The organism is Vulcanisaeta distributa JCM 11216 (assembly GCF_001315985.1).
GTDB lineage: Archaea > Thermoproteota > Thermoprotei > Thermoproteales > Thermocladiaceae > Vulcanisaeta > Vulcanisaeta distributa_E.
This window is the reverse complement of the sequence record NZ_BBBI01000001.1, coordinates 150,574-174,004: the sequence shown is the minus strand read 5'-3', so window position 1 is coordinate 174,004 and position 23,431 is coordinate 150,574. Positions and strand designations below refer to the sequence as shown.

Annotated in this window: 20 protein-coding genes and 8 pseudogenes; 15 read left to right on the top strand and 13 right to left on the bottom strand. The window is 46.8% G+C overall.

Annotated elements, in window-relative coordinates; genetic code table 11:
• Nucleotides 1–17 precede the first annotated feature (17 nt).
• The 3 genes from JCM11216_RS14675 to JCM11216_RS14665 are packed head-to-tail and all read right to left on the bottom strand — an operon-like array spanning nucleotide 18 to nucleotide 2,131.
• Entirely contained in the window at nucleotides 18–833 is an 816-nt protein-coding gene (locus JCM11216_RS14675; protein ID WP_243674698.1) for a molybdopterin-dependent oxidoreductase, read from the bottom strand.
• A complete protein-coding gene (locus tag JCM11216_RS14670) occupies nucleotides 823–1,038 on the bottom strand; it encodes a hypothetical protein (protein WP_243674697.1) in 216 nt (71 codons plus the stop codon). Before JCM11216_RS14670 ends, JCM11216_RS14675 begins: the two co-directional genes overlap by 11 nt.
• Nucleotides 1,010–2,131, bottom strand: a complete 1,122-nt coding sequence (locus JCM11216_RS14665; RefSeq protein WP_243674696.1) for a molybdopterin-dependent oxidoreductase — start codon at nucleotides 2,129–2,131, stop codon at nucleotides 1,010–1,012. Before JCM11216_RS14665 ends, JCM11216_RS14670 begins: the two co-directional genes overlap by 29 nt.
• A 96-nt stretch (nucleotides 2,132–2,227) precedes the next feature.
• On the opposite strand from JCM11216_RS14665, the gene JCM11216_RS01005 reads away from it, so the two are divergent.
• Complete coding sequence (locus JCM11216_RS01005) at nucleotides 2,228–2,452, top strand: roadblock/LC7 domain-containing protein (protein WP_243666106.1); 225 nt, start codon at nucleotides 2,228–2,230, stop codon at nucleotides 2,450–2,452.
• A gap of 276 nt (nucleotides 2,453–2,728) precedes the next feature.
• Here JCM11216_RS01005 and JCM11216_RS01000 read toward each other — a convergent pair whose 3' ends face one another.
• The 6 genes and pseudogenes from JCM11216_RS01000 to JCM11216_RS00975 all read right to left on the bottom strand — a co-directional run bounded on the left by JCM11216_RS01000 (nucleotide 2,729) and on the right by JCM11216_RS00975 (nucleotide 8,814).
• Entirely contained in the window at nucleotides 2,729–3,457 is a 729-nt protein-coding gene (locus JCM11216_RS01000; protein WP_054853020.1) for an HAD-IA family hydrolase, read from the bottom strand.
• Complete coding sequence (locus JCM11216_RS00995; protein ID WP_243674695.1) at nucleotides 3,447–4,190, bottom strand: DUF47 family protein; 744 nt, start codon at nucleotides 4,188–4,190, stop codon at nucleotides 3,447–3,449. The genes JCM11216_RS01000 and JCM11216_RS00995 overlap by 11 nt, the downstream gene beginning before the upstream one ends.
• Nucleotides 4,191–4,273: 83 nt before the next feature.
• The gene (locus JCM11216_RS00990; protein WP_054853019.1) at nucleotides 4,274–4,720 is read right to left on the bottom strand and encodes a hypothetical protein; all 447 of its coding nucleotides are present in this window, start codon (nucleotides 4,718–4,720) and stop codon (nucleotides 4,274–4,276) included.
• A 68-nt stretch (nucleotides 4,721–4,788) separates the two neighbouring features.
• Nucleotides 4,789–6,145 (bottom strand): annotated as a pseudogene (locus JCM11216_RS00985) (RuvB-like helicase).
• An 81-nt stretch (nucleotides 6,146–6,226) separates the two neighbouring features.
• Entirely contained in the window at nucleotides 6,227–7,531 is a 1,305-nt protein-coding gene (locus tag JCM11216_RS00980; protein WP_054853018.1) for an MBL fold metallo-hydrolase, read from the bottom strand.
• Between the two features lie 65 nt (nucleotides 7,532–7,596).
• Entirely contained in the window at nucleotides 7,597–8,814 is a 1,218-nt protein-coding gene (locus JCM11216_RS00975) for a radical SAM protein (protein ID WP_054853017.1), read from the bottom strand.
• A 150-nt stretch (nucleotides 8,815–8,964) separates the two neighbouring features.
• Between JCM11216_RS00975 and JCM11216_RS00970 the strand changes: the two are divergent.
• Nucleotides 8,965–10,090: pseudogene (locus JCM11216_RS00970) on the top strand (TIGR04053 family radical SAM/SPASM domain-containing protein).
• Here JCM11216_RS00970 and JCM11216_RS00965 read toward each other — a convergent pair.
• The 4 genes and pseudogenes from JCM11216_RS00965 to JCM11216_RS00950 form a co-directional block, all read right to left on the bottom strand.
• A complete protein-coding gene (locus JCM11216_RS00965) occupies nucleotides 10,077–10,517 on the bottom strand; it encodes a hypothetical protein (RefSeq protein WP_054853016.1) in 441 nt (146 codons plus the stop codon). The pseudogene JCM11216_RS00970 and the gene JCM11216_RS00965 sit on opposite strands and share 14 nt — an antisense overlap.
• Nucleotides 10,518–10,641: 124 nt before the next feature.
• Nucleotides 10,642–11,156, bottom strand: a pseudogene (locus tag JCM11216_RS00960) (histidine phosphatase family protein).
• 173 nt (nucleotides 11,157–11,329) lie between these two features.
• Nucleotides 11,330–12,297: pseudogene (locus tag JCM11216_RS00955) on the bottom strand (Xaa-Pro peptidase family protein).
• A gap of 190 nt (nucleotides 12,298–12,487) precedes the next feature.
• Complete coding sequence (locus tag JCM11216_RS00950; protein WP_243674694.1) at nucleotides 12,488–13,108, bottom strand: hypothetical protein; 621 nt, start codon at nucleotides 13,106–13,108, stop codon at nucleotides 12,488–12,490.
• A gap of 243 nt (nucleotides 13,109–13,351) precedes the next feature.
• On the opposite strand from JCM11216_RS00950, the pseudogene JCM11216_RS00945 reads away from it, so the two are divergent.
• The 13 genes and pseudogenes from JCM11216_RS00945 to JCM11216_RS14635 all read left to right on the top strand — a co-directional run bounded on the left by JCM11216_RS00945 (nucleotide 13,352) and on the right by JCM11216_RS14635 (nucleotide 23,420).
• Nucleotides 13,352–15,501, top strand: a pseudogene (locus JCM11216_RS00945) (sodium-translocating pyrophosphatase).
• Between the two features lie 321 nt (nucleotides 15,502–15,822).
• Nucleotides 15,823–16,750 (top strand): annotated as a pseudogene (locus JCM11216_RS14660) (pyruvate, phosphate dikinase); the annotation flags it as partial.
• A gap of 117 nt (nucleotides 16,751–16,867) precedes the next feature.
• Nucleotides 16,868–17,347, top strand: a complete 480-nt coding sequence (locus JCM11216_RS14655) for a PEP-utilizing enzyme (protein ID WP_243674832.1) — start codon at nucleotides 16,868–16,870, stop codon at nucleotides 17,345–17,347.
• On the top strand, nucleotides 17,337–17,708 hold the full coding sequence (locus JCM11216_RS14650) for a putative PEP-binding protein (RefSeq protein ID WP_243674693.1): 372 nt from the start codon (nucleotides 17,337–17,339) through the stop codon (nucleotides 17,706–17,708). The genes JCM11216_RS14655 and JCM11216_RS14650 overlap by 11 nt, the downstream gene beginning before the upstream one ends.
• 26 nt (nucleotides 17,709–17,734) lie before the next feature.
• Nucleotides 17,735–18,381 (top strand): annotated as a pseudogene (locus JCM11216_RS14645) (hypothetical protein).
• Between the two features lie 222 nt (nucleotides 18,382–18,603).
• Nucleotides 18,604–19,452: a sulfite exporter TauE/SafE family protein gene (locus tag JCM11216_RS00935; protein WP_054853015.1), complete on the top strand. Its 849-nt coding sequence runs from the start codon at nucleotides 18,604–18,606 to the stop codon at nucleotides 19,450–19,452.
• A gap of 94 nt (nucleotides 19,453–19,546) precedes the next feature.
• Entirely contained in the window at nucleotides 19,547–19,795 is a 249-nt protein-coding gene (locus tag JCM11216_RS00930) for a hypothetical protein (protein WP_243674692.1), read from the top strand.
• A gap of 138 nt (nucleotides 19,796–19,933) precedes the next feature.
• Complete coding sequence (locus JCM11216_RS00925) at nucleotides 19,934–20,197, top strand: hypothetical protein (RefSeq protein ID WP_243674691.1); 264 nt, start codon at nucleotides 19,934–19,936, stop codon at nucleotides 20,195–20,197.
• A gap of 2 nt (nucleotides 20,198–20,199) precedes the next feature.
• A complete protein-coding gene (locus tag JCM11216_RS00920) occupies nucleotides 20,200–20,436 on the top strand; it encodes a hypothetical protein (RefSeq protein WP_054853013.1) in 237 nt (78 codons plus the stop codon).
• 38 nt (nucleotides 20,437–20,474) lie between these two features.
• Nucleotides 20,475–21,743: a C/D box methylation guide ribonucleoprotein complex aNOP56 subunit gene (locus tag JCM11216_RS00915; RefSeq protein WP_054853012.1), complete on the top strand. Its 1,269-nt coding sequence runs from the start codon at nucleotides 20,475–20,477 to the stop codon at nucleotides 21,741–21,743.
• A 44-nt stretch (nucleotides 21,744–21,787) separates the two neighbouring features.
• Nucleotides 21,788–22,509: pseudogene (locus tag JCM11216_RS00910) on the top strand (fibrillarin-like rRNA/tRNA 2'-O-methyltransferase).
• 60 nt (nucleotides 22,510–22,569) lie between these two features.
• The gene (locus JCM11216_RS14640) at nucleotides 22,570–22,932 is read left to right on the top strand and encodes a hypothetical protein (protein ID WP_243674690.1); all 363 of its coding nucleotides are present in this window, start codon (nucleotides 22,570–22,572) and stop codon (nucleotides 22,930–22,932) included.
• On the top strand, nucleotides 22,929–23,420 hold the full coding sequence (locus JCM11216_RS14635) for a helix-turn-helix domain-containing protein (protein WP_243674689.1): 492 nt from the start codon (nucleotides 22,929–22,931) through the stop codon (nucleotides 23,418–23,420). Before JCM11216_RS14640 ends, JCM11216_RS14635 begins: the two co-directional genes overlap by 4 nt.
• Nucleotides 23,421–23,431: the final 11 nt, after the last annotated feature.

Genomic DNA, 23,431 nt, shown 5'->3' with positions numbered 1-23,431 from the left:
CCCTAAAACGCTAGGTATTAAAATTGATTATTAATTAGGCTGTGCAGGTACGATGGAGTCACCGGCGTTCTATTAAGCTTGATCCTAATACCTGTCTTAGCCCTTATCGCCTTCTCAAGGGCCAGGAATACACTTGCCAACGCGCCCGTGGTACCAGCCTCACCAATACCACGAAGCCCGCCGGGCAGTATTGACGGCGTATTCAAACCCTTAGTCAATACCTTATACGTCACGTCAGGAGGACTTGGCAATCCGTAATCAGCAAGCGTCGTGTGAAGTGGTGTTCCATCATCACCATATATTGCGCCTTCCCAAAGTACCTGTGCAATTCCCTGGAGTATGCCACCATGAAGCTGCGCCTCGACCTCCTCCTCAAGAAGTGGCTTACCGACGTTATAGGCAGCGTAGTAATTAATTACATTGGCCATCAAGGTCTCTGGGTCGAAATCGACAACCACTACGTGAGCGCCTGGCGCAAGTATGGCAATGCTTGGTTTATAATCAACCTCTTCCTCGATAATAACGTCCCTAGACTTAATGGCATCAATCAACGACAGACCCATTGATGATAATCTCGACGCCACCCTCTCCGCCAATTCAGTAATGGCGGCCGCAACCACGGTAGCGCTCCTACTACCGAATGTGCCAACACCGTAATTAAGGGTCTCCGTGTCCCCAGGCACAACCTCAATAAGTTCCTCAGGAACCCCCCCAAAGACCTCGGAGGCGTATTTGGTAAATGCCGATACATGGGCATGACCCTGCGGTCGAGATCCTATTATGAGTCTCAACTTACCATTGCCAATCACGGCTTTAACACCCTCACCCCCCAAACGTGCTCACGTATAGAGCAAAAACAACGATGGAAACGCCCTTATCTGGATACCTACTCCTTAACTCGTAATAACGCTTCGCCGCATCCTCGAGAATTGATTGATAATTGGCAGGATCAATCATAAGACCTAGAGGTGACCTGTAGGTCTCACCGTCCCTGATTATATTCCTCCTCCTAACCTCGACAGTCCATACCAAGTTCATCGGCTAGGTCATCAATTAGGGTCTCATGAATTAACGCGGCCTCAGGCCTACCCGCGCCTCGGTATGGACCTGAGGGCGGTGTGTTTGTGAAGACGCCAATCGCCCTGACCCTGGCAGCGAGCATTTTATAGGGTCCCGTGGATAGGTTAGCTATGAAGATTGGTGATGAGGCATTTATCGTGAAGTTATAGGCACCTAGGTTAACGATGACCTCACCCTCAATACCCAGTATTGTCCCATCTCTCTTAGCGTAGAGTCTCATCCTCGACTTAACTCCCCCCCTGCCCTGGGTCGCATTGTTTAGATGCTCGGTCCTTGTCTCGATCCACTTAACAGGTCTTCTTAACTTCATTGAAGCTATTGCAGCAAGTACGTACTCGGGGTAAGCCGGCGTCTTATTACCGAAGGCTCCTCCGATATTTTTAGGCGCCTTAACAACGATCTTATCAATGGGCAATCCAAGAACCTCCGCCAGGTCCGACCTGACCCTAAATGTTGATTGTGTCGATGCGTAAACAAGGAGTTTATCGCCATTATAGTAAACAACGCATCCCTTGGGCTCCATTGGGTTGGCAACCAGCCTGGCCTGCTCGATTTCCCTCTCAATAACCACGTCCGCGTCCTTAAACACGTTAAGGTCACCGCCCTCTAACACGGTGTCCAGGGAAATATTCGTGCCTATTTCCGGGTGTATTATCTCCTCGTTCTTCAGCGCATCATCTATAGTAACCACGGGTTTCAGAGGCTCGTACTCGATAGATATCTCATCAACCACATCCTCAAGTGAGTACCTGGAGTCCGTGACCACGGCCGCCACTGGTTGACCGACGAAGTTCACGGTATCGTTAGGTAACACGGGCATTCTGACAATCCTGGCATTGGATGTTGGCATTGCAGGCATTAATAATTTTCCAATGGATTTAGCGGTTAGAAAAAGTAAAGATTTGTTGCTTGGTGAATCAATCTTTAAGACCTTTGCGCGTGCATATGGTGACCTAATTACATGAAGGTAAACCATATCATCCATTTTAACATCATCTATGTACTGGGAACTCCCCCCCATTACAATGTCTAGGTGCTCCTTCGTTGGCATTTTAAACGCTATAGAATAACGAGAGCTTTTAAAGAGTATGGCCACTCGTTAGATAGATTAGATAGAAAGGTTTTTAAGGATTGAAAAAAATGTACAATGATGAGTTCCAGTGTAGGCAAGGAGGTTGTGGATGCGCTGGAGGAATTCATGAATAGGGTATTTCCGGATATTGTTGGTGCATTGGTTGTTAGGCGTGATGGATTACCAGTGGCCTTTAAGGTTGGTGGAGAATTTAATGCAAAGGTAGTTAGTGCAATGGTCGCAATAGCCAGAAGCACAATGGATAGGCTAGGCGCAGAGCTAGGCTTGGTGAATCAATAATAAGCGTATCCCAATATACCAGGAATACGTTATTAGTGGCTCCAATAAGCAAGGACTTAATCCTAACTGCAATAGCAAAGCCGGATCCAAACCTGGGGGTTAATATTGCTTGAAATAGAGAAATTGAAGGATAAGCTGACAAAGATCCTCGTTGAGTAAGCAAAGTTATTTTAAATAAATACTAATTAACCCTTAATATTACAATGAATTGCATTATATATAAATAGCACCATCTATTGAGCACTATATCAACCCGCTAAAATAAGCCGGAGGGCGTTAGCACCCAATTAATTGAAGCAATTCCGTTAGTGACTGAATTATGAAATCCGGCCTTACATCTTTATAATTGGTAATCCCAGGATCCACCGTATTATATCTATTGATAATACCCACACGCATACCTGCTGCCTTTGCTCCAGGTACGTCAATGCCCACATTATCACCAATATAAATGACTTCGTTACCCCGCATATCTAGGACTTGCAAAGCCTTCATAAATGGTTCTGGGTGTGGCTTAACATGCTTCGTATCATCTCCAGCAATTATTACTAGGTCAAATAATTCGTAAACACCATCCTTGCGTATTCTATCTCTCTTAAGCCCAGGCTCGCCATCAGTATTTGTAATTATCCCAAGCCTTAAGCCACACCTCCTTAATTTAGCCAGGGTCGGTAGGACGTCGGAAAATAACCTACTCCCTGAACGCCATGAGTCCCAGTACATTTTCACAAGTTCATTAACTTCATGATCGCTTAGCCTAATCCCCCCCAATACACTGGCTACTTCCCTAAACCAAACCCTCCTATTAAATTGACCAATAGCCTCCATCTGTCTCTCAATATTCATGAATACATCAAGTACATGCGATTTATCAAGGCCGCTCACTAACGACAAAAAATCAATAACTGCACGCCTTGCGTTATCCCTTGCTTCCCTGGCGTCTATTAACGTATCATCATAGTCAAATAATACGGCATTTACACTAATCACATTGTTAGGCGCCATACGTACTAATTAATGTTAATAGCATATAGGCTATATCCTTTATTGAGTCGAGTACGTCATCGATGCCGAATATTAGGCTCATACTGCTCATGAACTCAACGTAGGTTAATTCCCTTGCATCGGAATACAACTTATCCAGAACCGAGTCCTTTATGTCGTCAACCTCCTCCTCAAGCTTCTGTATTCCCATAACCGTGACCCTTATATCACTAAAGCTCTTTTTATCGAGATTATTTATCATTTCAAGGAGCATCCTTAAGGCCTCCTTACCTATTCTAAGCATTTCCAGGAACTCCTCACCTAGGAACTTCCTAACGGGCTCAGTATTGCATAGGTAATACATACGTCTTAACTCCCTCGATAGAACATGGATCCCATCAAGTATATCATCCGATTTATTCAGTATTGTATCCATAATTGATACCGTAGTTATCGGAACAGCGCCTCTGAGCACTGAATCGTTTATTTGCCTAACGATTTCATCACCCTCACGCTCAAGGGCCGCTATTTCCCTCATTCCCTCGGAAACCTTGGTCTTACTAACGCTGTTATTCTCAACGGCGCTCAACACCATATCCTCAAGTATTGCCATGGCCCTCTGGCTAAGCTCAATATGAGTCACCAATCTACTCAGGAACTCCCTCTCCCCCCCACGTAGAGTGGTGATAATATTCTTCCCCCCCAAAAGTCTCTTATGAACCTTGACATTCTCTAGGGCAAAAAGTATGGCCAAGGGTTATATAAACCAATTCCCTACTAGTTCAGTGTGATGAGGATGAACCCAGCAGATCGATGATGCCGGAACGCCGCTGCTGATCATGCCCTGACAATGACCAGGTAGAACTTACCAATCTGCTTGCATATGGCTGGTACTTGACCAATCCTTAGGGCCGCTATGCACGGCTCACCACTAATCTTGGTACTTATGTCCAGTAGATACTTGTCATCAACCTTGGCCTTACTAAAACCGCCACTTACTGGGTATATTGCCAAGAAATCCTGACCCAAGTACTTAAACTGCATTTCCATGCCGTAAACCTCATAGTAATGACTTCCGGTCGGCCCCATCTCCCTAACCCTTAACCTAATCGTTACTGGGTTTCCCTGAGTATCCGTTGTTTTATAAATGACGTATGCGCCATCCCTCTCGAACATCGCCCAATCCCTACCGGCTAAGTACACTATTGCATGTATATTAACGGGTACAGTCACGACCCTCGTCACCGTGTATATTGCTTGAACGACATCGTTAAGGCCAAGCATGAGTACCCCCCCATAATCGGCTTTGCTTATTGCCTTTTTAACCTTAACTTTTCTTGAGTGTAGAAATTCTAACGTAGGAAGTAATTCTCGTACTCCTTAACATACTGAACACTCTCCCTAACACTTAGGAACAACTTCTTAACATACTCAACATCCTCCTTAGTAATTTCCTTGTGACCAACCTCCTGAGCCCTCAACTGGGCAGGCGCCAACAACTGTATTGCATACCTAAGGCTCTCCTCGGTACCTACCTTAGTCAACTCCTCAAGCGCGTCATTGGCCAATGAGACCTTCTCCTCCCTAGCCCTAATCTTTATTATCTCCCTAACCTCATCAGCCGTGTAAGGCTTTGTCCTAATTATGATGAGCCTATCAAGCATGTCCAGTGGAACGCCATGAGGCGACTCGACGTCCGTGCCCCTAATCTTCGTTATACCCTATTGGTGGCTAGGATTAGTATTGGACTTAACTCACTCTCCATAGCCCTGCTCAAGTAGGCCCAGGTCTCGATATCGAGCATGTGAACATCATCAATAAACAATACACCAGGCACAAGCTCACCCTTCCCATCATTTATTAGCTTCATCACGAACTCATCAACGGCCTTCCTAACCTCATTTGGAATTTCCCGCTCCTCAGCCGCGAAGCCGAATATCATGGCGCTGAGCAATCCCTGTTGCCTAGCCTGGTATATGTCCAGGTCATTGAGTGTGAAGAACCTCGTTATCTCCTTCTCCTTATATACGGGGCCCTTGGGAACCTCAATCTTCTTCTTGACGTAAATATCGTAAGTCTCACCACCCTCACCCTTACCCTGAACAAACACCCTACCAGTCTCCTCATCAATCCAAATGACATCACCCTCCTCGACACCAAGCTCGATTAACTGCTCGGCGATCTCCGCGGGGGGGACTCTAAGTCTCTTCTCCTCGTCCTTCGTGGCGAGGGTTATGGCGGCACTCCTAGGTATTTGGGCGTATGGGTTGTATGGGTGTTTACCGTATTGAATATCGATGCTCTTGACAACACCCTCATACACCCTACGCCACTCCCTAATCCTAACACCAATGGCGCTCCTAAGGCCCTGGTCAGGAATTCCGTCTTCTTGACCTCCATACTATAGACCTCGGCTGCGCTTATTTGCACGAATGGCGTGTCAGGACCAAGCTCCCTGGCAATGCCTATGGCGAGCGCAGTCTTACCGGTGCCCGGTGGACCAACGATTAATACGCCCTTACCACCAAACTTACCGGCCTTAATCATCTTAACAACGTAGTAAGCCGCCTCCCTAGCCTCGACCTGCCCAACGAAGCCATCGGCCGAGAACTGCACCTTACCATCCCTAACGCCTAAACCCTTGATGTGACTATGTAGTCCAACCCTCTCGAAGGTTGGCTTCACCTCCTCAATCCTTATCTGGGACATAGCAATTAACGAAGTTAAAATATATAGCCTTTAAACCTTTCAGCATGGAATTAACGATAATGATTAATTAACCGAAAGGATTTACCTACCCACACGCATTAATAATGCTTCATCATTAATTGGCATATGTACGTTATCAATGCCGTACTTAACCTTCAACCTCTCAAGGAATTGAAGAGCCTTTATTGCATCCGTATGAACGAGGAGAACCTTAGTATCTGGGCTGAAGTGATTAATGAACGCTTCCAACTCAGCCCTACCACTATGTGAACTAAAGTCAAACCAATAAAGCCTTGCTTCAAGCACGATCTCAGCCTTATCAATGAACGCCCTACCTCTCGTTAATAACTCAAAGCCCGGTGTATCCGGCGCCTGGTAGCTTGGAAGTATCACAGCGTTTCTCCTATCCCTACCCAACTTCTTTAGGTAATAAACAGCGGCGCCTCCCTTTAGCATACCGGCTGGCGAGACTATTATCACGGGCTCCTTGGTTAATGACTTCCTCTGGTAGTCCGTGGTGATCTCAAGACTATTCTCCACAGCCTTTAGGTAAAGCTCGGGATTCGCCAGGTAATGGGGGGGGTACTTAGCCACTATTTGATTGGCTACCCTAGCCAAGCCATCAATTATTATTGGGTAGTCAATACCATTCTTATAAAGCGTTATTAGTATTTCCTGAGCCCTACCGATTGTAAGTACGGGAATTAATACTGAACCGCCATCCTCGATAGTCTCCTTAATCACCCTAATGAACTCCTTCTCAACCTCCTCCCTGGGCGGGTGTGTATTTGCTACGTACGTACCCTCCATAATGACCACGTCAACGTCCCTAGGCACATTATTAATATCGGCACCACGCAATAGGTTTGATGGTGACAGGTTAAAGTCACCCGTGAATAGTACCCTGGCACCATTTATCTCCAGTAAGGTTAACATGCTGCCCGGCACATGGCCGGCGTTTATTATCGTAACCCTAACATCCTTTGATATGTCAACATCCTCGCCATAGGTCACGGGTATTGCGTGGTCAAGCACGGCCTTGATCTCCTCATCCTCGTAGGGCAGGTAATAACCGCTCAGTTTAATGGCGTCCTTAAACATGATGTCTGCAAGCTCAAGCGTTAATGGCGTGGCGTATACAGGTGGTGGCGAGCTGACGTATAGGCTCGGCAGTGCACCACAATGATCTAAGTGGGCGTGGCTTAGGAATACCGCCATTATGTCCCTGGGCCTGACATGACTAGGCATTACGGGCCTATCATTTTCATCAAAGTTAACGCCATAATCGAAGAGGAAACCCTTGTCTGAATTGGCATCCTTAACGAAAATAGCCATTCTACCGACCTCACCTCCACCACCTAAAACCTTGATTACTAAATCAGTCATTTACTCAAGTGGTCAATAAATAACTGGTTTATGTACTTTGTTATTACGATAAATTAAATTATTATTTAATTACCATTAATACCCAACGATTCCTCAAACTCCCTCATGACCCTTACCTGCCAGGGCCTTAGATCAACCTCACCAAGTCTCCATAAACGCAGTAGCGAGTTCATGGTGCATAGTGGGTCCATAGACCAAACATCGCCATTGAGAACCTCAGCCCTAACCCTACAACCACCGCAGTACCTCAGGTATGGGCATCTCATGCACGGTGAGTCGCCGTAATTTCTCTCCCTAAGCCTAATCACAAGCTCGGTGTTTACCCTGGGCCTAAGCCAAATCTCGGTTAATCTCTCCCTCCTTACATTACCCATTGGCTTATCATTGAAGAATTGGCATGGGTAAACATCGCCATTGGGGGGGTAAATGGACATAACCTTCCTACCGGCACTGCATGCGCCCATCCTACTCACAAGCCTTAACTTACCCATGAACTCACCCTCATCGCTACTCGCCAGTAACGATGCAACGACCCCCCCATCGGCTGGGTTATCCACAGTCAATACCTCGACATCAGGGTACTTCCTAGCAGTATCGATTAATCTCACCAGAAACCTCAGTAATTGCTCGGGGCTTGGTAATAAATTAATGATGCCCCCCCTACCCCCCCTACCACTTGGTACTAAGTGATAGAAGGCCACCCTTGAAATGCCTAACCTATGCGCCAGCTCAACGACCTCAGGCGCATGGTCAATATTTAACTTGGTAACGGTTGTCCTAATACCGACGGGTATCCCAACCTCCATCACGTTCTTAATACCCCCCCTAATTGCCAGGTCCCAGGCTCCCTGGACGCCCCCCCTTATTTTATCATGGATTTCAGGTACTGGCGAGTCAATGCTTATCCCTACGTATTGAACATTCAACTCCTTAAGCTTTAAGGCCCAATCCCTAGTGATTAACGTACCATTAGTGCTAAGGGAAACCTTTATACCATAATCACTAGCCCTCTTCATGACCTCAGTAATGTCTTCCCTAATTAGAGGCTCGCCACCACTAATAATGAGTAAGGGTGTCCTCAATTCATGGGCATCATCAACGACCCTAAGAACCTCCTCAGTAGTTAATTCATCCCTTGATAAGCCTTGGATTGCATTTATGTAGCAGTGAATGCACTTTAGGTTGCACCTGTACGTGATATTCCAGAATATCAACGGCCTACTAATATCCGTGAACTCCCTATCACTTCTCACGTAGTCATGACCCTTAATAGAAAGGCTCACGGTACCACTCCCCCCACCACCAAATTCGTTATGTTAATCATCTAATCAATTGGCAGGTACCTAACCAAGTATAAAATCTTGCTTGCCCATGTATGTAAAATAACACTAAGAAGTAAGTTATTAAATAAGGGGGGGCTTGAACCCAACGCAATGCATAGATGGCCACTTGAGGAGAAGCCATTGCTGGTATTTTACGAGACAACGAAGGCATGCCCATTGGCATGCCGGCACTGCAGAGCCAACGCACTACTTAAGCCATTACCCACTGAGTTAAGCACTAAGGAGGCTAAGAAATTCATAGAGGATTTGACAGGGTTCGGCAGACCATACCCTGTACTAATACTCACCGGTGGTGATCCATTAATGAGGGATGACATAATGGAGTTAATAGATCATGCTAGGTCTTTTGGGATACCCGTGGCGTTGTCACCCGCGGTATCAACAAAACTACTTAATGATGAGTTACTCAGGGAGTTAAAGGGTCGTGTGAGCTCCGTATCAATAAGCCTGGACGGGGCCAGGCCTGAGACGCATAATTACATTAGAAGGACAGCGTTGGAGAGGATTGACGTCTTTAAGACAACGCTGGAGGTACTTAATAAACTGAGGAGTTATGGTATTGAGTTCCAGGTCAATACGGCCGTTATGAAGCTTAACGTTCATGAATTACCCCCCCAGGTATTTAAGATAGTTAAAGACAGTGGGGCCAATGCATGGGAGGTCTTCTTCCTAATACGCGTGGGTAGGGGGGGAATGGAACTCGAGCCCCTGGACCCCTGGGAGACCGAGGATGTTGTTCAATTCCTATACGACGCATCACTCTATGGATTACCAATAAGGACTGTGGAGGCGCCCTTCTTCAGGAGGGTCATTATGCAGAGGAGCTCCGGCATTAAGTATGAGGGTGGTAAACTATACTGGGAATTAACAAAACAACTCAGGGAGTTAATGGGTGAGCCATCAGGCATCGCAAAACCACCAAGCTTCACACCGACTAGGGATGGTTATGGGATAATATTCGTGGCGAGTGACGGCTCGATATACCCAAGCGGCTTCTTACCGCTCACGCTGGGTAATGTGAGGAAGGATAACATAGTCAGGGTGTATAAGGAACACTCAGTATTGAGGACTATAAGGGAGGCTAGGTTCAACGGCAAATGCGGCATGTGCGAGTTCAAGAACGTATGCGGTGGCTCAAGGGCAAGGGCATTTACAGAGTTGGGAGATCCCCCTAGCCTCAGACCCGGCCTGTATCTATGAACCTACTGCGAAATAATTTCGTTGAAAATCCTTGTAACGCCGAATCTACTAAGCACTTCATTAATCCACTCCCACCTCAGGCTATTCCTCACATTATTATTCCTCATCAATTCCCGGACTATGTCCACGTACCATGGTACATCCCCCCCATTAACAACTACGGATACAACCAAATCCTCAATAGATGCGTAGGGAATACCACCTATGAGAATTGAGCGTGAGAAAAGCCCCCCCGGAACCAGAGACCTCTCAAGGACCACCGAGTTACCCAGTACTTGTTTGGCGGTTTCGTAGTTACCGTAAACCATGACATCAACCACATCCGGGATACTAAGAATACCTAGTCTCTCACCAATAACCTTCAATATGCTTGCTAATCCGCATGCGTGATCCATATTCAACTCAACAAGTCTCCAATGAACCTCACTGCAGGTAATATTCATAGTAATTAGCCCTACTCACCGCACTCCTTAATTAACTCACTGTCACTAAAGCCAAGGCTTCTCAACACCCTTAATGGGCTTAGGTTTAGGAATAATACGTCATCATTATCCAAGTCAATGGCCGTTATAGACCTGTACTAATACGCAACCTATAGATATTACTCAGGGGGGGTAATCCCATGATCAGGGCCGCGATTGTAGCAATGGGGGGGTGCCAATGGCTTACGGCAATCACAGACCTCTCATTAATGCTCTTGACGAAGTTTAGGAAGTCCATGACCCTATTAACCACAGACTCCATAGACTCACCACCAGGTGGATGGTACTTAACAGGGTCCCTCCTGTAGTCATCGAAGGGAACCTCACTTATCCTCTTAAGTTCCCACTCACCCATGTCAATCTCCCTCAACTATCATCAACCCTGTAATTACGGTCAATACAGTTGGCAGTCTGGCGTGCGCGCAGTAATGGCGAGGTAAATACAGGGCCGCCAGCACCCATCCTATGTAGGAACAACGCGGCTGCGGCTGCTTCGAGCTTACCCCTGTCCGTCAATGGGTTATCATCGTAATTCCTCGAATGAAGTATTCCAAGTGTATTCAATTGCGCCTCACCATGCCTAACAAGGTATAATATCACGTTAGTGACTACGGATATGCCGGGTAATAAAGCATTACTAAACCCTTACAATAACCTCAGGCCAGTACCTATCGAGAACCTCAACCCTACCGTCAAGTCTAATCACAACGTTACTCTCAAGCCTAACACCAAACCTGCTGGGCAGGTATATGCCAGGCTCAATAGTGAATGCGCTACCCCCTCGGTAACGCCTTATCGTAGGACTGGCTTATGAATGGTTCCTCATGAACCTCAAGCCCAATACCATGGCCAGTCCTATGAATGAAGTACTCCCCCCATAACCACCCTCGGTTATGACTCTCCTGGCTATCGAATCAACGTATGCGCCGGTGACGCCCTCCTTGATTCCGGCTATTGCCTCGTCATGGGCTTTCTTAACTAGGTTGTAAATGTGCCAGAAATCGCCTGGTGGGTTGCCTATTACGAATGTCCTTGTTAAATCGCCATAGTAGTCATTGTAGGTTGCGGTGACGTCGATGACAACCACATCACCAACCTCAATCCTCCTACGGGAAGGCGTCCAATGAGGTATGGCCGAGTTAGGGCCCGACTGAACGAGTACATCCCTAGGCTCAGCACCTGCATTACTAATGGCATCACTAATCACCTTAGCAACATCAAGCTCAGTCATTCCGGGCCTAATAGATTCACGCGCCGCCTTAATGCCATCCTCAATAGCCCTGACCGCCCGCTCAATATTATTTAGCTCATTATCATCCTTACTTATCCTCATTGATGCTAATAAACCATCAATAGAATAATCACTAAATTCGCCAATTGCCCCCCCACGTATAACCCACAAGTAGTTGAGTGCGGCCCTGCCCTCGAAACCAACCCTACCAACAGCGCCGCAGTTATCATTAATGAACGTCTTAATGGCGCTTAATGGGCCTTCCTCATCCCCCCCATAAACAATGTACGGCAAGCCAGTGGCCTTGGCCCTTCCCTCATCAAGCCTTGGTAATATTAAAGCGTATGTACCATTGCCTGAACAAACAATCAATGCGCCGAACCTCTCGAAGGTCTCGATATTAGAACCAACCAAATACCTAAAGTTAGGTCCCGGAACAATAACGGCCAACCCTATCTGTGACCTACGTAATTCATCAATTAATCTCTCAATCCTGCTGATACCCGGCATGCGGCATTGGTCATAAGTATCTAATAATAAGTTATTCCCACATCAGCAGAGGCCGCTTACATCATTGCTCAGATCCCGTAGAATCATCATTAGATACCGATGTTTTTGACATAAAACCACAGGGCTTTAAGTCATTATTTCATAGCCTTTGACTGAACTGTCTGTAGTGACGCCATGGCCCTTAGTTTCTCTATAATATTGAGGAGAAGGGGGGAGTCTTTTCCCTCTCCACCACTATGTATATGTCATTGTCATACCTAAGCACGTGCTTAGCTGTTATTTGATTAGACTTCATGACCTGCACCAGGAAAGTCACTATACCGACTGGCGCCTTCTCAGCAAACATTATCCTCACCATGCCGTACTCCTCAATCCTAGCCTGCGCACAAACACTGGCTATGTACATCAACGGTGCAATCACATGCATTCTATTACCATCATTGAGTATTATGAACTGAACCTTAGCGGCCGCAAGCAAATCCCTAAGCTTAGCCACCTTCTCCATGTTCTCCTCAATCAACGGTATCTCAACCTCGCCCATGCCGCTGTATGTTATGATCTCCGCCATACTCAATGCCTTAACAATGTCAGGATACTCATTAACAAGTTTGTAATTCATGGAAATCCTCTCCAAGGCCTTGACTATTGTGAATACCTTGGTGTCCTTACCAATCATTGAGTCAACCAGTGGCTTAATGTTCCTCGCAAGTGCCGATAAATTAACGAGACCGCTCGACAGTAAGGTTACGTAAAGCGGGTTCTCCTCAATAATTATCCTGACGGCTTGTTGAATACTTAAGTTCCGAGACACAATTACTGGTTCTGGAAAAGTATTAATATTTCTTACTTAAAAATACATAATACGTCCAATACTAGACATTGCAGAAATTAGAGTTCAACCATTAAAATGGGTAAGCTCGAGTAAATGAGTAATAATGTTTATTAATTCCATAATTACGCCTCTTACGATGCTGTCCCTGGAACTACTGGAATTACTACTGGCAATAATAGTTCCAATTATAGGCCTAGCCTGGCTGGATACAACGCATCATCAGTGCTTAGGATAAAGCCTGGGAAGAAGGAGCTTACGGAAATAAACATGCTCATTGCTGAGGGCGCCAAAACATTCCTAATGAGGGAATACAAGACAATATTACCCACAGGCATCGTACTAACTATATTAATATGGATAACGTATTACTTAATATTCCATAGTGGGTTGATGGCTGGGTTAGCCGCGTTATCCTTCGCCCTAGGCGCCATAGGCAGCGCCGTAGCTGGTTACCTGGGGATGTACGTAACCACAAGAAGCGCGGCTAAAACTGCTTGGATGGCTAAGAATGGCATGGGGGCCGCCCTAAGCACCTCGTTTAAGGCAGGCACGGTAATGGGGGGGTTATCATTAGCCAGTATTGCCCTATTAATAGTCACGGTACTATACAAGGCATACTCATCAGTGTTACCAAATCCATCATGGGCCGAGGCACTGGCGCCTGTGGCGTTTGGTGCAAGCCTAATATCGCTGTTCATTAGGGTCGCCGGTGGTATATACACGAAGGCCGCTGACTGGGGCGCCGACATAGTTGGCAAGGTCGAGGCGGGGATACCGGAGGATGACCCTAGGAACCCAGGTGTGATTGCGGATAACGTGGGTGATAACGTGGGTGATTGCGCGGGCATGGCTAGTGATGTTTATGAGAGTTTCGTAGTCGTCCTTGCAGGAGCACTATTGCTGGCTGCCGTATTTGGGCTTTCAACTAAATTAATAATGCTATCAATAATGCTTGCCGCATTAACGCTTATTGGAACCTTAATCGGCGTACAGGTAGTTAGGGGGGGTGAGGTGAGGGGGGGCAAGAACCTGGCGGCCGCCGCCATGGGTAAGCTCAACCTTGCGCTCTACACCACAATAATAGTCACTGCCATACTCGTCGCAATATACTCATTCCTGGCATTCCCATTAATGGAGGCAGTGGCAATCTTCGTGTCGGACTTACTCGGCATGATTACGGCGATCGTGGTTTTATTCGCCACGGAGTACTTCACCCACTACACATTCCCACCGGTCAGGAACATAGCCCGCCAGGCCGTGTTATCGGCATCAAACGTCATAGTTGCTGGTTACTCCTATGGATTATTAAGCGCCATACCGACGATACTCATGGTGATTGCATCACTCGGTATATCATTCATGCTAGGCTGGTTCTTCATACCAGTTAATGGCATGGTGCACACGGTAGAGGGCGGGATCTTCGGCACTGCCGTGGCCTCCGTAGGCCTACTAAGCCTAGCCGGCATAGTCATCTCGCTGGACTCCTACGGACCGGTCAGTGATAATGCGGGTGGTCTCGTGGAGATGACGGGTATGGAAGACGTGAGGGAGATAACGGATTCCCTGGACGCCATTGGTAACACCTTCAAGGCCACCACGAAGGGCTACGCAATAGCGAGCGCAGGTTTAGCTGCCCTCATATTATTCATAGGCTTCATATACGAGATTGTGGAGAGAATGGGGGGGATTACACTAGCACAGGCCCTGGGTGAGTTGACGGTGATTGACCCAAGGATAATAATTGGAGCCCTAATCGGCGTAGCCTCGTGTACTTCTTCTCAAGCCAGACCCTGGCATCCGTCGGTAAGGCGGCCGGCGAGCTCGTTGAGGAAATTAGAAGGCAGTTCAGGACTAAGAGAATTCTTGAGCTTTGGCCTCAGGAGAAGCCCGATTATAATAGGGCCATTGACATAGTGACCAGGCACGCACTTAAGAACTTCCTAGTGCCTGGCTTATCGGCCGTTATCATACCAATAATTGTTGGATTGGCACTTGGTTGGATTGGCCTGGTCGGTACAATATTCGGCGTAATACTCGCAGGATTCCCAAGGGCATTACTAATGGCCAACGCAGGCGGCGCCTGGGACAACGCCAAGAAGTACATCGAGATCGAGGGCATCGAAGTAAATGGCCAGAAATTCGGCAAGAAGAGTGAACCACACAAAAACGCCGTGGTTGGCGATGTGGTTGGCGACCCATTCAAGGACACCACTGGACCGTCGTTAAACCCACTCATTAAGGTCGTCAATACCGTCTCGATAGTATTCGCGCCAGTTATAGCGGCAGTGAGCCTAACCAACCCAGTGGCGCACATGACCATCACCTTGATAGGCCCATTACTAATGCACCTAATCCTAGCCCTGGCTATATGATTGTGTAGTTATTAGTAGTTCTTTATTGCTAAAAATAAATTTTGCCATAATTATTTTTCGAGATTAAATTTACATATAAATCATTATTAATAGAATAATGACTCAGGTATTTGCTCGAGCTTGTTTATTCAGTATTTATAATTATTGTTAATAGCTAATCAATAGAAAAAGTATTAATAATGATCGATATAATAAAATTTATAAAAACTAGAGATCCATAAATACATAATGGGCTCTCTCGGCAAGTACGTGTTAACCTTTGAAGAAGCCGATCCAGATGATGTTAAATTAATAGGTGGTAAGGCATCCAGTCTTGTCCTCATGACTAGACTTGGTTTGCCAGTTCCTCCAGGCATCATAATAACAACCAAGGCATGTAGGGAGTACTATGACAAGGGCGAGAAGTTACCTGAGGGATTGATGGATGAGGTTACCCGGGGGTATTAAGTATCTCGAGGAGAAGACAGGGTATAGGCTTGGGGACCCTGATAAGCCATTACTCGTTAGCGTGAGGTCTGGGGCTGCGGTTTCAATGCCGGGCATGATGGATACGGTACTAAATGTGGGGGGGCTTAATGATAGGACTGTCCACGGACTAGCCAAGAGGATCAATAATGAGCACGGCGCCTACGACGCATATAGGAGGTTCCTGGCGATGTTTGGTAGGATAGTCCTTGGGATACCTGAGGAGGAGTTTAATAAGCCCCTTGAGGAGATTAAGCGGAAGTACGGCGTTAAGGAGGACCCGGAAATACCGCTCGAGGGGCTTAAGGAACTCGTTGAGATCTACAAGCAGGTATACATTAAGAGGTTTGGTAAGGTGTTTGATGACCCATGGGAGCAGTTAAGGCTATCGATAGAGGCCGTGTTCAAGTCGTGGAACTCACCAAGGGCTAGGTTCTATAGGGAGGCCAATAAGATAACACCCGACATCGCTGACTGCACGGCCACGGCAATAGTGACCATGGTCTTCGGCAACGCTGACTGGAGATCGGCCACTGGCGTCGTCTTCTCAAGGGACCCAGCCACTGGCGAGAATAGGCTTTACGGTGAATACTTGCCATACGCCCAGGGTGAGGACGTGGTTGCGGGTATAAGGACTCCAAAGCCCATTGAGAAGCTTAAGGAGGAGATGCCCGAGGTCTATGAGCAGTTGTATAATGGTGTTAAGCTCATTGAGAAGACTAAGAAGGAGGTTCAGGACGTGGAGTTCACGATAGAGAAGGGCAAGCTTTGGTTCCTGCAGACAAGGAATGCTAAGATGAATCCATTGGCTGTTTTGAAGACGAGGGTCGACATGTACAAGGAGGGCATGATAACGAAGGAGGAGGCAATAATGGGTGTTAAGCCAGAGTACATACTGCAGATGCTTTACCCGAGGATTGACGAGTCCAAGGCAGGTAAGCCGTTGACCAAGGGTATACCGGCATCGCCGGGCGCAGTGAGTGGGCAAGCCGTGTTCGACCCAGATAGGGCCGTGGAGTGGTCCAAGGCCGGCAAACAGGTTATACTGGTTAGGGAGGAGACGAAGCCGGACGACGTTCACGGCTTCTACGCATCAGTGGGTGTGCTAACAAGTAGGGGTGGTGCAACTAGCCACGCGGCGGTTGTTGCCAGGGCGATCGGTAGGCCGGCGGTAGTTGGTGCCGAGGCCCTACAGATTGATTACAGCACTAGGACTGCGAGGGTTGGTGATGTGGTTGTTAAGGAGGGTGATTGGATAACGATTGATGGGTTCACGGGTAATGTATACGTCGGTAAGGTACCGACGATAGAGCCTAAGTTACCGCCTGAGTTCTTTGAGTTCCTGGACATGGCTGACTCTGTGTCTGTCTTTGGGGGTTAGGGCTAATGCCGATACGCCTGACGATGCCGCAATAGCCAGGAGGTTTGGTGCCAAGGGCATTGGCCTATTGAGGACCGAGAGGATGTTCAGAGCACCCGGTAGGCTGGACCTATTTAGGAAGGTAATACTCTCGGACAACCCAAGCGAGAGGAAGGAGCTTCTTGATCAATTAGCCGAGATGATGAAGAGGGACTTCCTGGAGATATTCGAGATAATGGAGGGTTACCCAATAACGGTTAGGTTATTCGACCCACCACTGCACGAGTTCCTACCAAACTTCGAGGAATTAGTCACTGAGGTGACCAGGGCCAGGACCTTGGGCAAGCCGGATCCTGAGAAGGAGAGGCTGCTCGCAGGGTAAAGGCGTTGATGGAGGCTAACCCAATGATGGGGCACAGGGGGGGCGTTAGGGTTGGCATTACGTACCCAGAGATCTACGCGGCGCAGGTTAAGGCAATACTGTCCGCAGCCCTTGAGCTTAAGAGGAAGGGTAAGCACGTCGATGTGCAGATAATGATTCCGCAGGTCGCGGAGGTTAGGGAGCTTGAGATAATAATTAACAATGTCGTTAAGCCCACGGCAGAGGAGGTATTTAAGGCATATGGCGATAGGATTGACTTCAAGATCGGCACCATGATGGAGACCGTCAGGTCATGCCTAACAGCCGACAAGATCGCCAAGGTAGTGGACTTCATGAGCTTTGGAACAAATGACCTAACACAGGCAGTCTTCAGCTTTAGCAGGATGATGTGGAGAATAAGTTCATGAGCAAGTACCTGGAGCTCGGCGTACTGCCCTACGACCCATTCGTGACCATCGATGAGGATGGCGTTGCCAAGCTCATGAAGATAGCCATAGACGCGGCCAGGTCCGTGAAGCCAGACATAGAGATTGGCATATGTGGCGAGCATGGCGGTGACCCAGACTCAATAAAGATACTGGCTAAGGTTGTGGGCAGGGGGGGCTCAACTACTTCAGCGCATCGCCTTACAGGGTACCAGTGGCTAGGCTCGTGGCAGCCCAGGAGTCCCTGAAGATATTGGGCAAGGCACCAAAGATACACATATACTAATACGCCGAACCACCATTAAAAAGCATTTAAAGGTACCATTTTACAGAAACCTAACGATAGATAAATAAGGACAATAATGCTGTATTCATCTATTGATTATCACTAAATGTCACTAAATTTAATGAATATGTCATAATTTTGAACTAAAAAACTTAAAAAAGGACTAATTCCTTAACGAGGGTGTATGACTGTGGTAATAACACTGGTGCAGTACGTGTTGTCAATAGTATCGGGGGGGATACTGGTTGGTTTCTCACTCGGTCTTATTGGGGGGGGTGGTGGTAGTATCTTGGCTGTCCCATTGTTCCTATACTTCGTTGGCCTTGACACAATACCTGACGCAGCCCATATAGCCATTGGGACTACCGCACTGGCCGTTGGCTTAAACGCGTACATAAACTCCTACATGCACCTTAGGAAGAAGAACGTGGCACCGAGGATCGGAGGCATATTCGCCGGCGTAGGCCTCGTTGGTTCCTTAATAGGGGCTTACCTGGGCCACATAACACCAGGCACTGACTTACTGACCTACTTCGCAATAGCAATGATTGTGCTTGGTATATACATGGCAATTAGGAGGGAGTCAACGCAGGCCGGTACTGCCGATGAGGTTAATCACGTGCTTAACGCCTTCCAGAGGTGCCCGAGACTGACAATGTCGACTATACTCAAGGTGGCAGTCTTCGGCTTCCTAGTGGGCTTGGTCAGTGGTTACTTTGGTATTGGTGGTGGCTTCCTAATTGTGCCCAGCCTAATGTTCTCTGCGGGCCTGTGCATAACGAGGGCCATTGGGACGAGCCTAATAAGTGTTGGAACATTCGGTGTGGCCAGCGGTGCCGAGTATTGGTATTACGGCGACGTCCTAGTACTCATAGCCCTACTATACGTGGCCGGCGGTGTGGCTGGTGGTTACGCAGGCACTAACCTGGCTGTTAAGGTCCCAAAGAGGACTCTGAGGATTGCTTATGGGGGGGCAATAATAGTGCTCGTAGGTATATATATGCTAATGAAAATATACCACATAATACCATGAATTACCTAAGTCGCCCAATACCTATCTCACTGTCTTGATGGATTTTTACGAGGAACAAAGTATTTAATTACTCATAATTTTATTTACATGTGGTATGAAGGCAATTAACTATTATAAACTCATTAACTTCATTAGGGGGGGTAATCCACTTTACGAGATCAGAGAGAGTGGGGATTCCGTTGAATTATTATTTCATGCACCAAGTGAAGAGGAGGCTTCTGGAACTGAGGCGGAAATCAGTGATGAGCCTAGACCCATAGTGAGAATTGTATTTGCTAGGGTTGGTGATGAATTAATACCGAGGGAGGCATGGTTGAAAGAGGTAATGCAATGCGTAGGATGAGTATTGATGAAATTGATACGTGGCTTGAATTTGTCGACATGTATTCCTGAAGCAGCGCAGAGAACTACTTAAATTAAGTTTTTAAGGGACCTCGTTCATTTTATACCTGTGAATTTAGTAAGAGTGGGCATTTCGCTAATGATAATTGGAATAGCAATACTATTAATATCCAATTCATTCTTGCCCAAGGTATATAACGTGATGATTAATACAGTAAACAATACCACGGTAAGAATGGACGTTAATTCGAAGTACCTAATGCCAATCTACATAAAAAGCCCCGCGTACATAGTAGTCATGCTTAATAATTCATACCCATTATCCATTTACGTATTTGACCCATTTGGACATGTACTAACCCCCCCACTGAACTATAAACAGGAGGGGGGGGTATTTATCTAGTAATGTTTCCACTACTCAAACACGGTAATTACTCATTAGTGCTACTTAATGAAAACTCAACGCCACTTAATGTTTCACTTTTGGTGACCTCAATATCTCAATACATGATAAGTAATGCGGTGATACTAAGTATAATGATGGATCTAGGCGTCGTATTATTCATCATCGGTGTATTGTTCGTTACAATTAACATACTGTATATAGTTAGGTCAAATCCTAAGAATGAAATAAAAGCTTAAAAGATAGTGAATCAATCTCGTGATTAGTGTGAGTACTGATGAGCGTGGCATACTTGGTACTGGACGTCCTCGGTGTGGTGGCTCTGAATGAGAATGGTGATGTGATAGCCAAGGTTCTCTATGAGGGTAGTACGGATGAGATAGCCGACAAGATGAATAAACTAGAGACTGGCGAACCAATTAATGAAGTCATTAGGATAATAAATGAACTTAGGGGGGGTAAGGGCATTACGAAGATCATCGTTGAGAACAGGGAGTTGGCTAGGAATCTGGCAAACATGGTTGCTGGGGGGGTTGAAATTAGGTCCGAGTTGCCGAATAAGGCAGGTATGATTTATAGAGGTAACATTGGTAAGTATGTCAAGGAGGTCTTTGGCCTAACTGAGGATGAGTACTTGGCAAGGGTTTATGAAATAACGACGGTACAGACAAGGCATAAGTTAAGGCAGGTTGCGGAGAAGAGGGACCTATTCATAGCCCAGGCCATTAGTTCCGTCGACGATCTCGACAAGATACTCAACCTAATAAGTTCGAGGGTTAGGGAGTGGTACGGCCTCCACTTCCCGGAGCTTGAGGACTTGGTCAAGGACCATAAGGAATACATGACATTGGTCACCGAGCTAGGGCATAGGAGCAATTTCACGCTAGATAACCTTACAAAGCTGGGACTTTCTCAGGATAGGGCTAAGAGAATTGCAGAGGCGGCGAGTAAAAGCGTCGGTGCCGAGATGGCTGATTGGGACCTAGAGCCCATAAGGACCTATGCAAGGATTTATGTGCAATTATCAGACCTGAGGAATAAGTTGTCTGAATACATAGATGAGGCCATGGTTGAGGTTGCACCGAATATCAGGGAGTTGGTAGGTCCATTACTTGGCGCCAGGCTTTTAATGCTTGCGGGAGGCTTGATGAGGCTCGCATTATTACCAGCATCCACAATCCAGGTACTCGGTGCGGAGAAGGCGTTGTTTAGGGCTTTGAGGACTGGCGGTAAGCCGCCGAAGCACGGCGTCATATTCCAATTCCCAGAGATATTTAGGGCCCCAAGGTGGCAGCGTGGTAAGATAGCCAGGGCATTGGCTGCGAAGTTGGCAATAGCGGCTAAGGCTGACGCCTTCACGGGCAACTTCATCGCACCAAGGCTTAAGGAGGACTTAATGAAGAGGATCCAGGAGGTTAAGACACTATATGCCAAGCCACCAGCAAGGAAGCCTGAGGTCAAGGCTGCCAGGAAGGCCCCCGAGAAGAAAGGACCGGTCAAGAGGGCTGAGGAGAAGAGATCTCACGAAAAGAGAGGCCGTAGATAGTGAGATATTAAGATTTATAATCCCTTAAAAATACGCATCTCCCAATGTCTTCATTAATACAGGTTGTTGGTGTTAAGGAGCATGAGAAATTCAAGGGTGTCTACTGGGTGTCATTCGAGGATGGTACCGAGAGGCTTGCCACAATTAATCTAACGCCAGGTAGGAGGGTTTATGGTGAACAATTAATCCAGTGGGAGGGTAGGGAATACAGGATTTGGAACCCATACAGGTCCAAACTCGCCGCGGCCATTATGAATGGGCTTAAGGTAATGCCAATAGGAGAGGGGGGGTCACGAATACTATACCTAGCGCGGCCAGTGGGACTACGGTAAGTCACATAAGCGACATAGTTGGTAATAACGGTATTATTTACTCCGTCGAGTTCTCACCGAGGGTTTTCAGGGAGTTCATGGAAAAGCTGGTTGACCAGGGCAGGAAGAACGTAATACCAATACTAGCTGATGCAAGGTATCCGGAGCAGTATGTGCACATTGTTAAGGCGGTTGACATAGCCTACATAGACATTGCACAGCCGTTCCAGGCAAAGATACTTGCTGACAATGCCGATGTTTACGTGAAGAGCCACGGCTATGTAATGCTGGTAATAAAGGCCATGAGCATCGACGTTACTAAGGAACCAAGCGAGACGTTTAAGAGGGAGATTGACGTGCTTAAGGACAGGGGGGGCTATGAAATACTTGACATGGTTCACCTGGAGCCTTACGACACGGCCCACGCCATGGTTATAGGTAGGAAGTCATCGTAATTATTCATTATATTGGCAAAAAGGGATTTAAATAAAATAGTGCGTATGATTATAAAGGTAATGAGCAATGAACTCATAACGCATATGTTGAATTTGGCAGCAAGTAGAAGAGCTAAGGTGCTGCTTGTTGGTGATTCATCACTATCCTACGACGCTATAATTAGGGTACCTAATTATAGGGACCATGAGGAGGGCAAGTTCATTATTAAGGTTAAGGAGGACGCGGGTAGAATGAGTAGAGAATCTATAATAGACCTCATTGTATTATCCAGAGTTTCAAACTCAACACCGATAATCGTGGGTATTAATTACGGTGATGAGGAAATGGCGGATGGAGTGGCGTATAAGGTACATGGAATCTACGCGGTGGGTATTAGGACATTTAAGAGGATTTTGGATAATGAGGGGGGGTTAAGTTCGTGAAGGATAAGGGTATTGTGAGGGCTAGTGTGAAGGGTCAATTGCTTAGGAGGTTGAGGGAGGATAGGGGTATGAGCCTTGGCGACCTTGCGAAAATGCTTGGTGTTACCAGGAGGACTGTCTATGAGTATGAGAGGGAGTCTATGGAGGCTTCGGAGAGGACGGCTAGGATGCTTGTTAGCATATTCAATGAGGATGTATTGAGTGATGTTGACCTGAGACCTAGGGAGGAGGAAGTCATTAATGAGGTTAGGGAGAGGGAGGAAATGGTTGATGAGGGCATCAGGGAATTACTATCATCATTTAGGCTATACTCGCTATTGAAGGCCCACACAAAGGTTGCGGCTCACTCATCAAGTGAGTCGTACTTAGTTGAGGATAGGAGTAGGTTAAGCAATGAGGTTATTAGTGTTGCTAAGGTACTTGGTGTTGGGTTAGCTGTGATAGAGTCTGATAAGCGTGACGTTGAGTTCCTGGAATCCAGGAGTTAATTGTGAATACA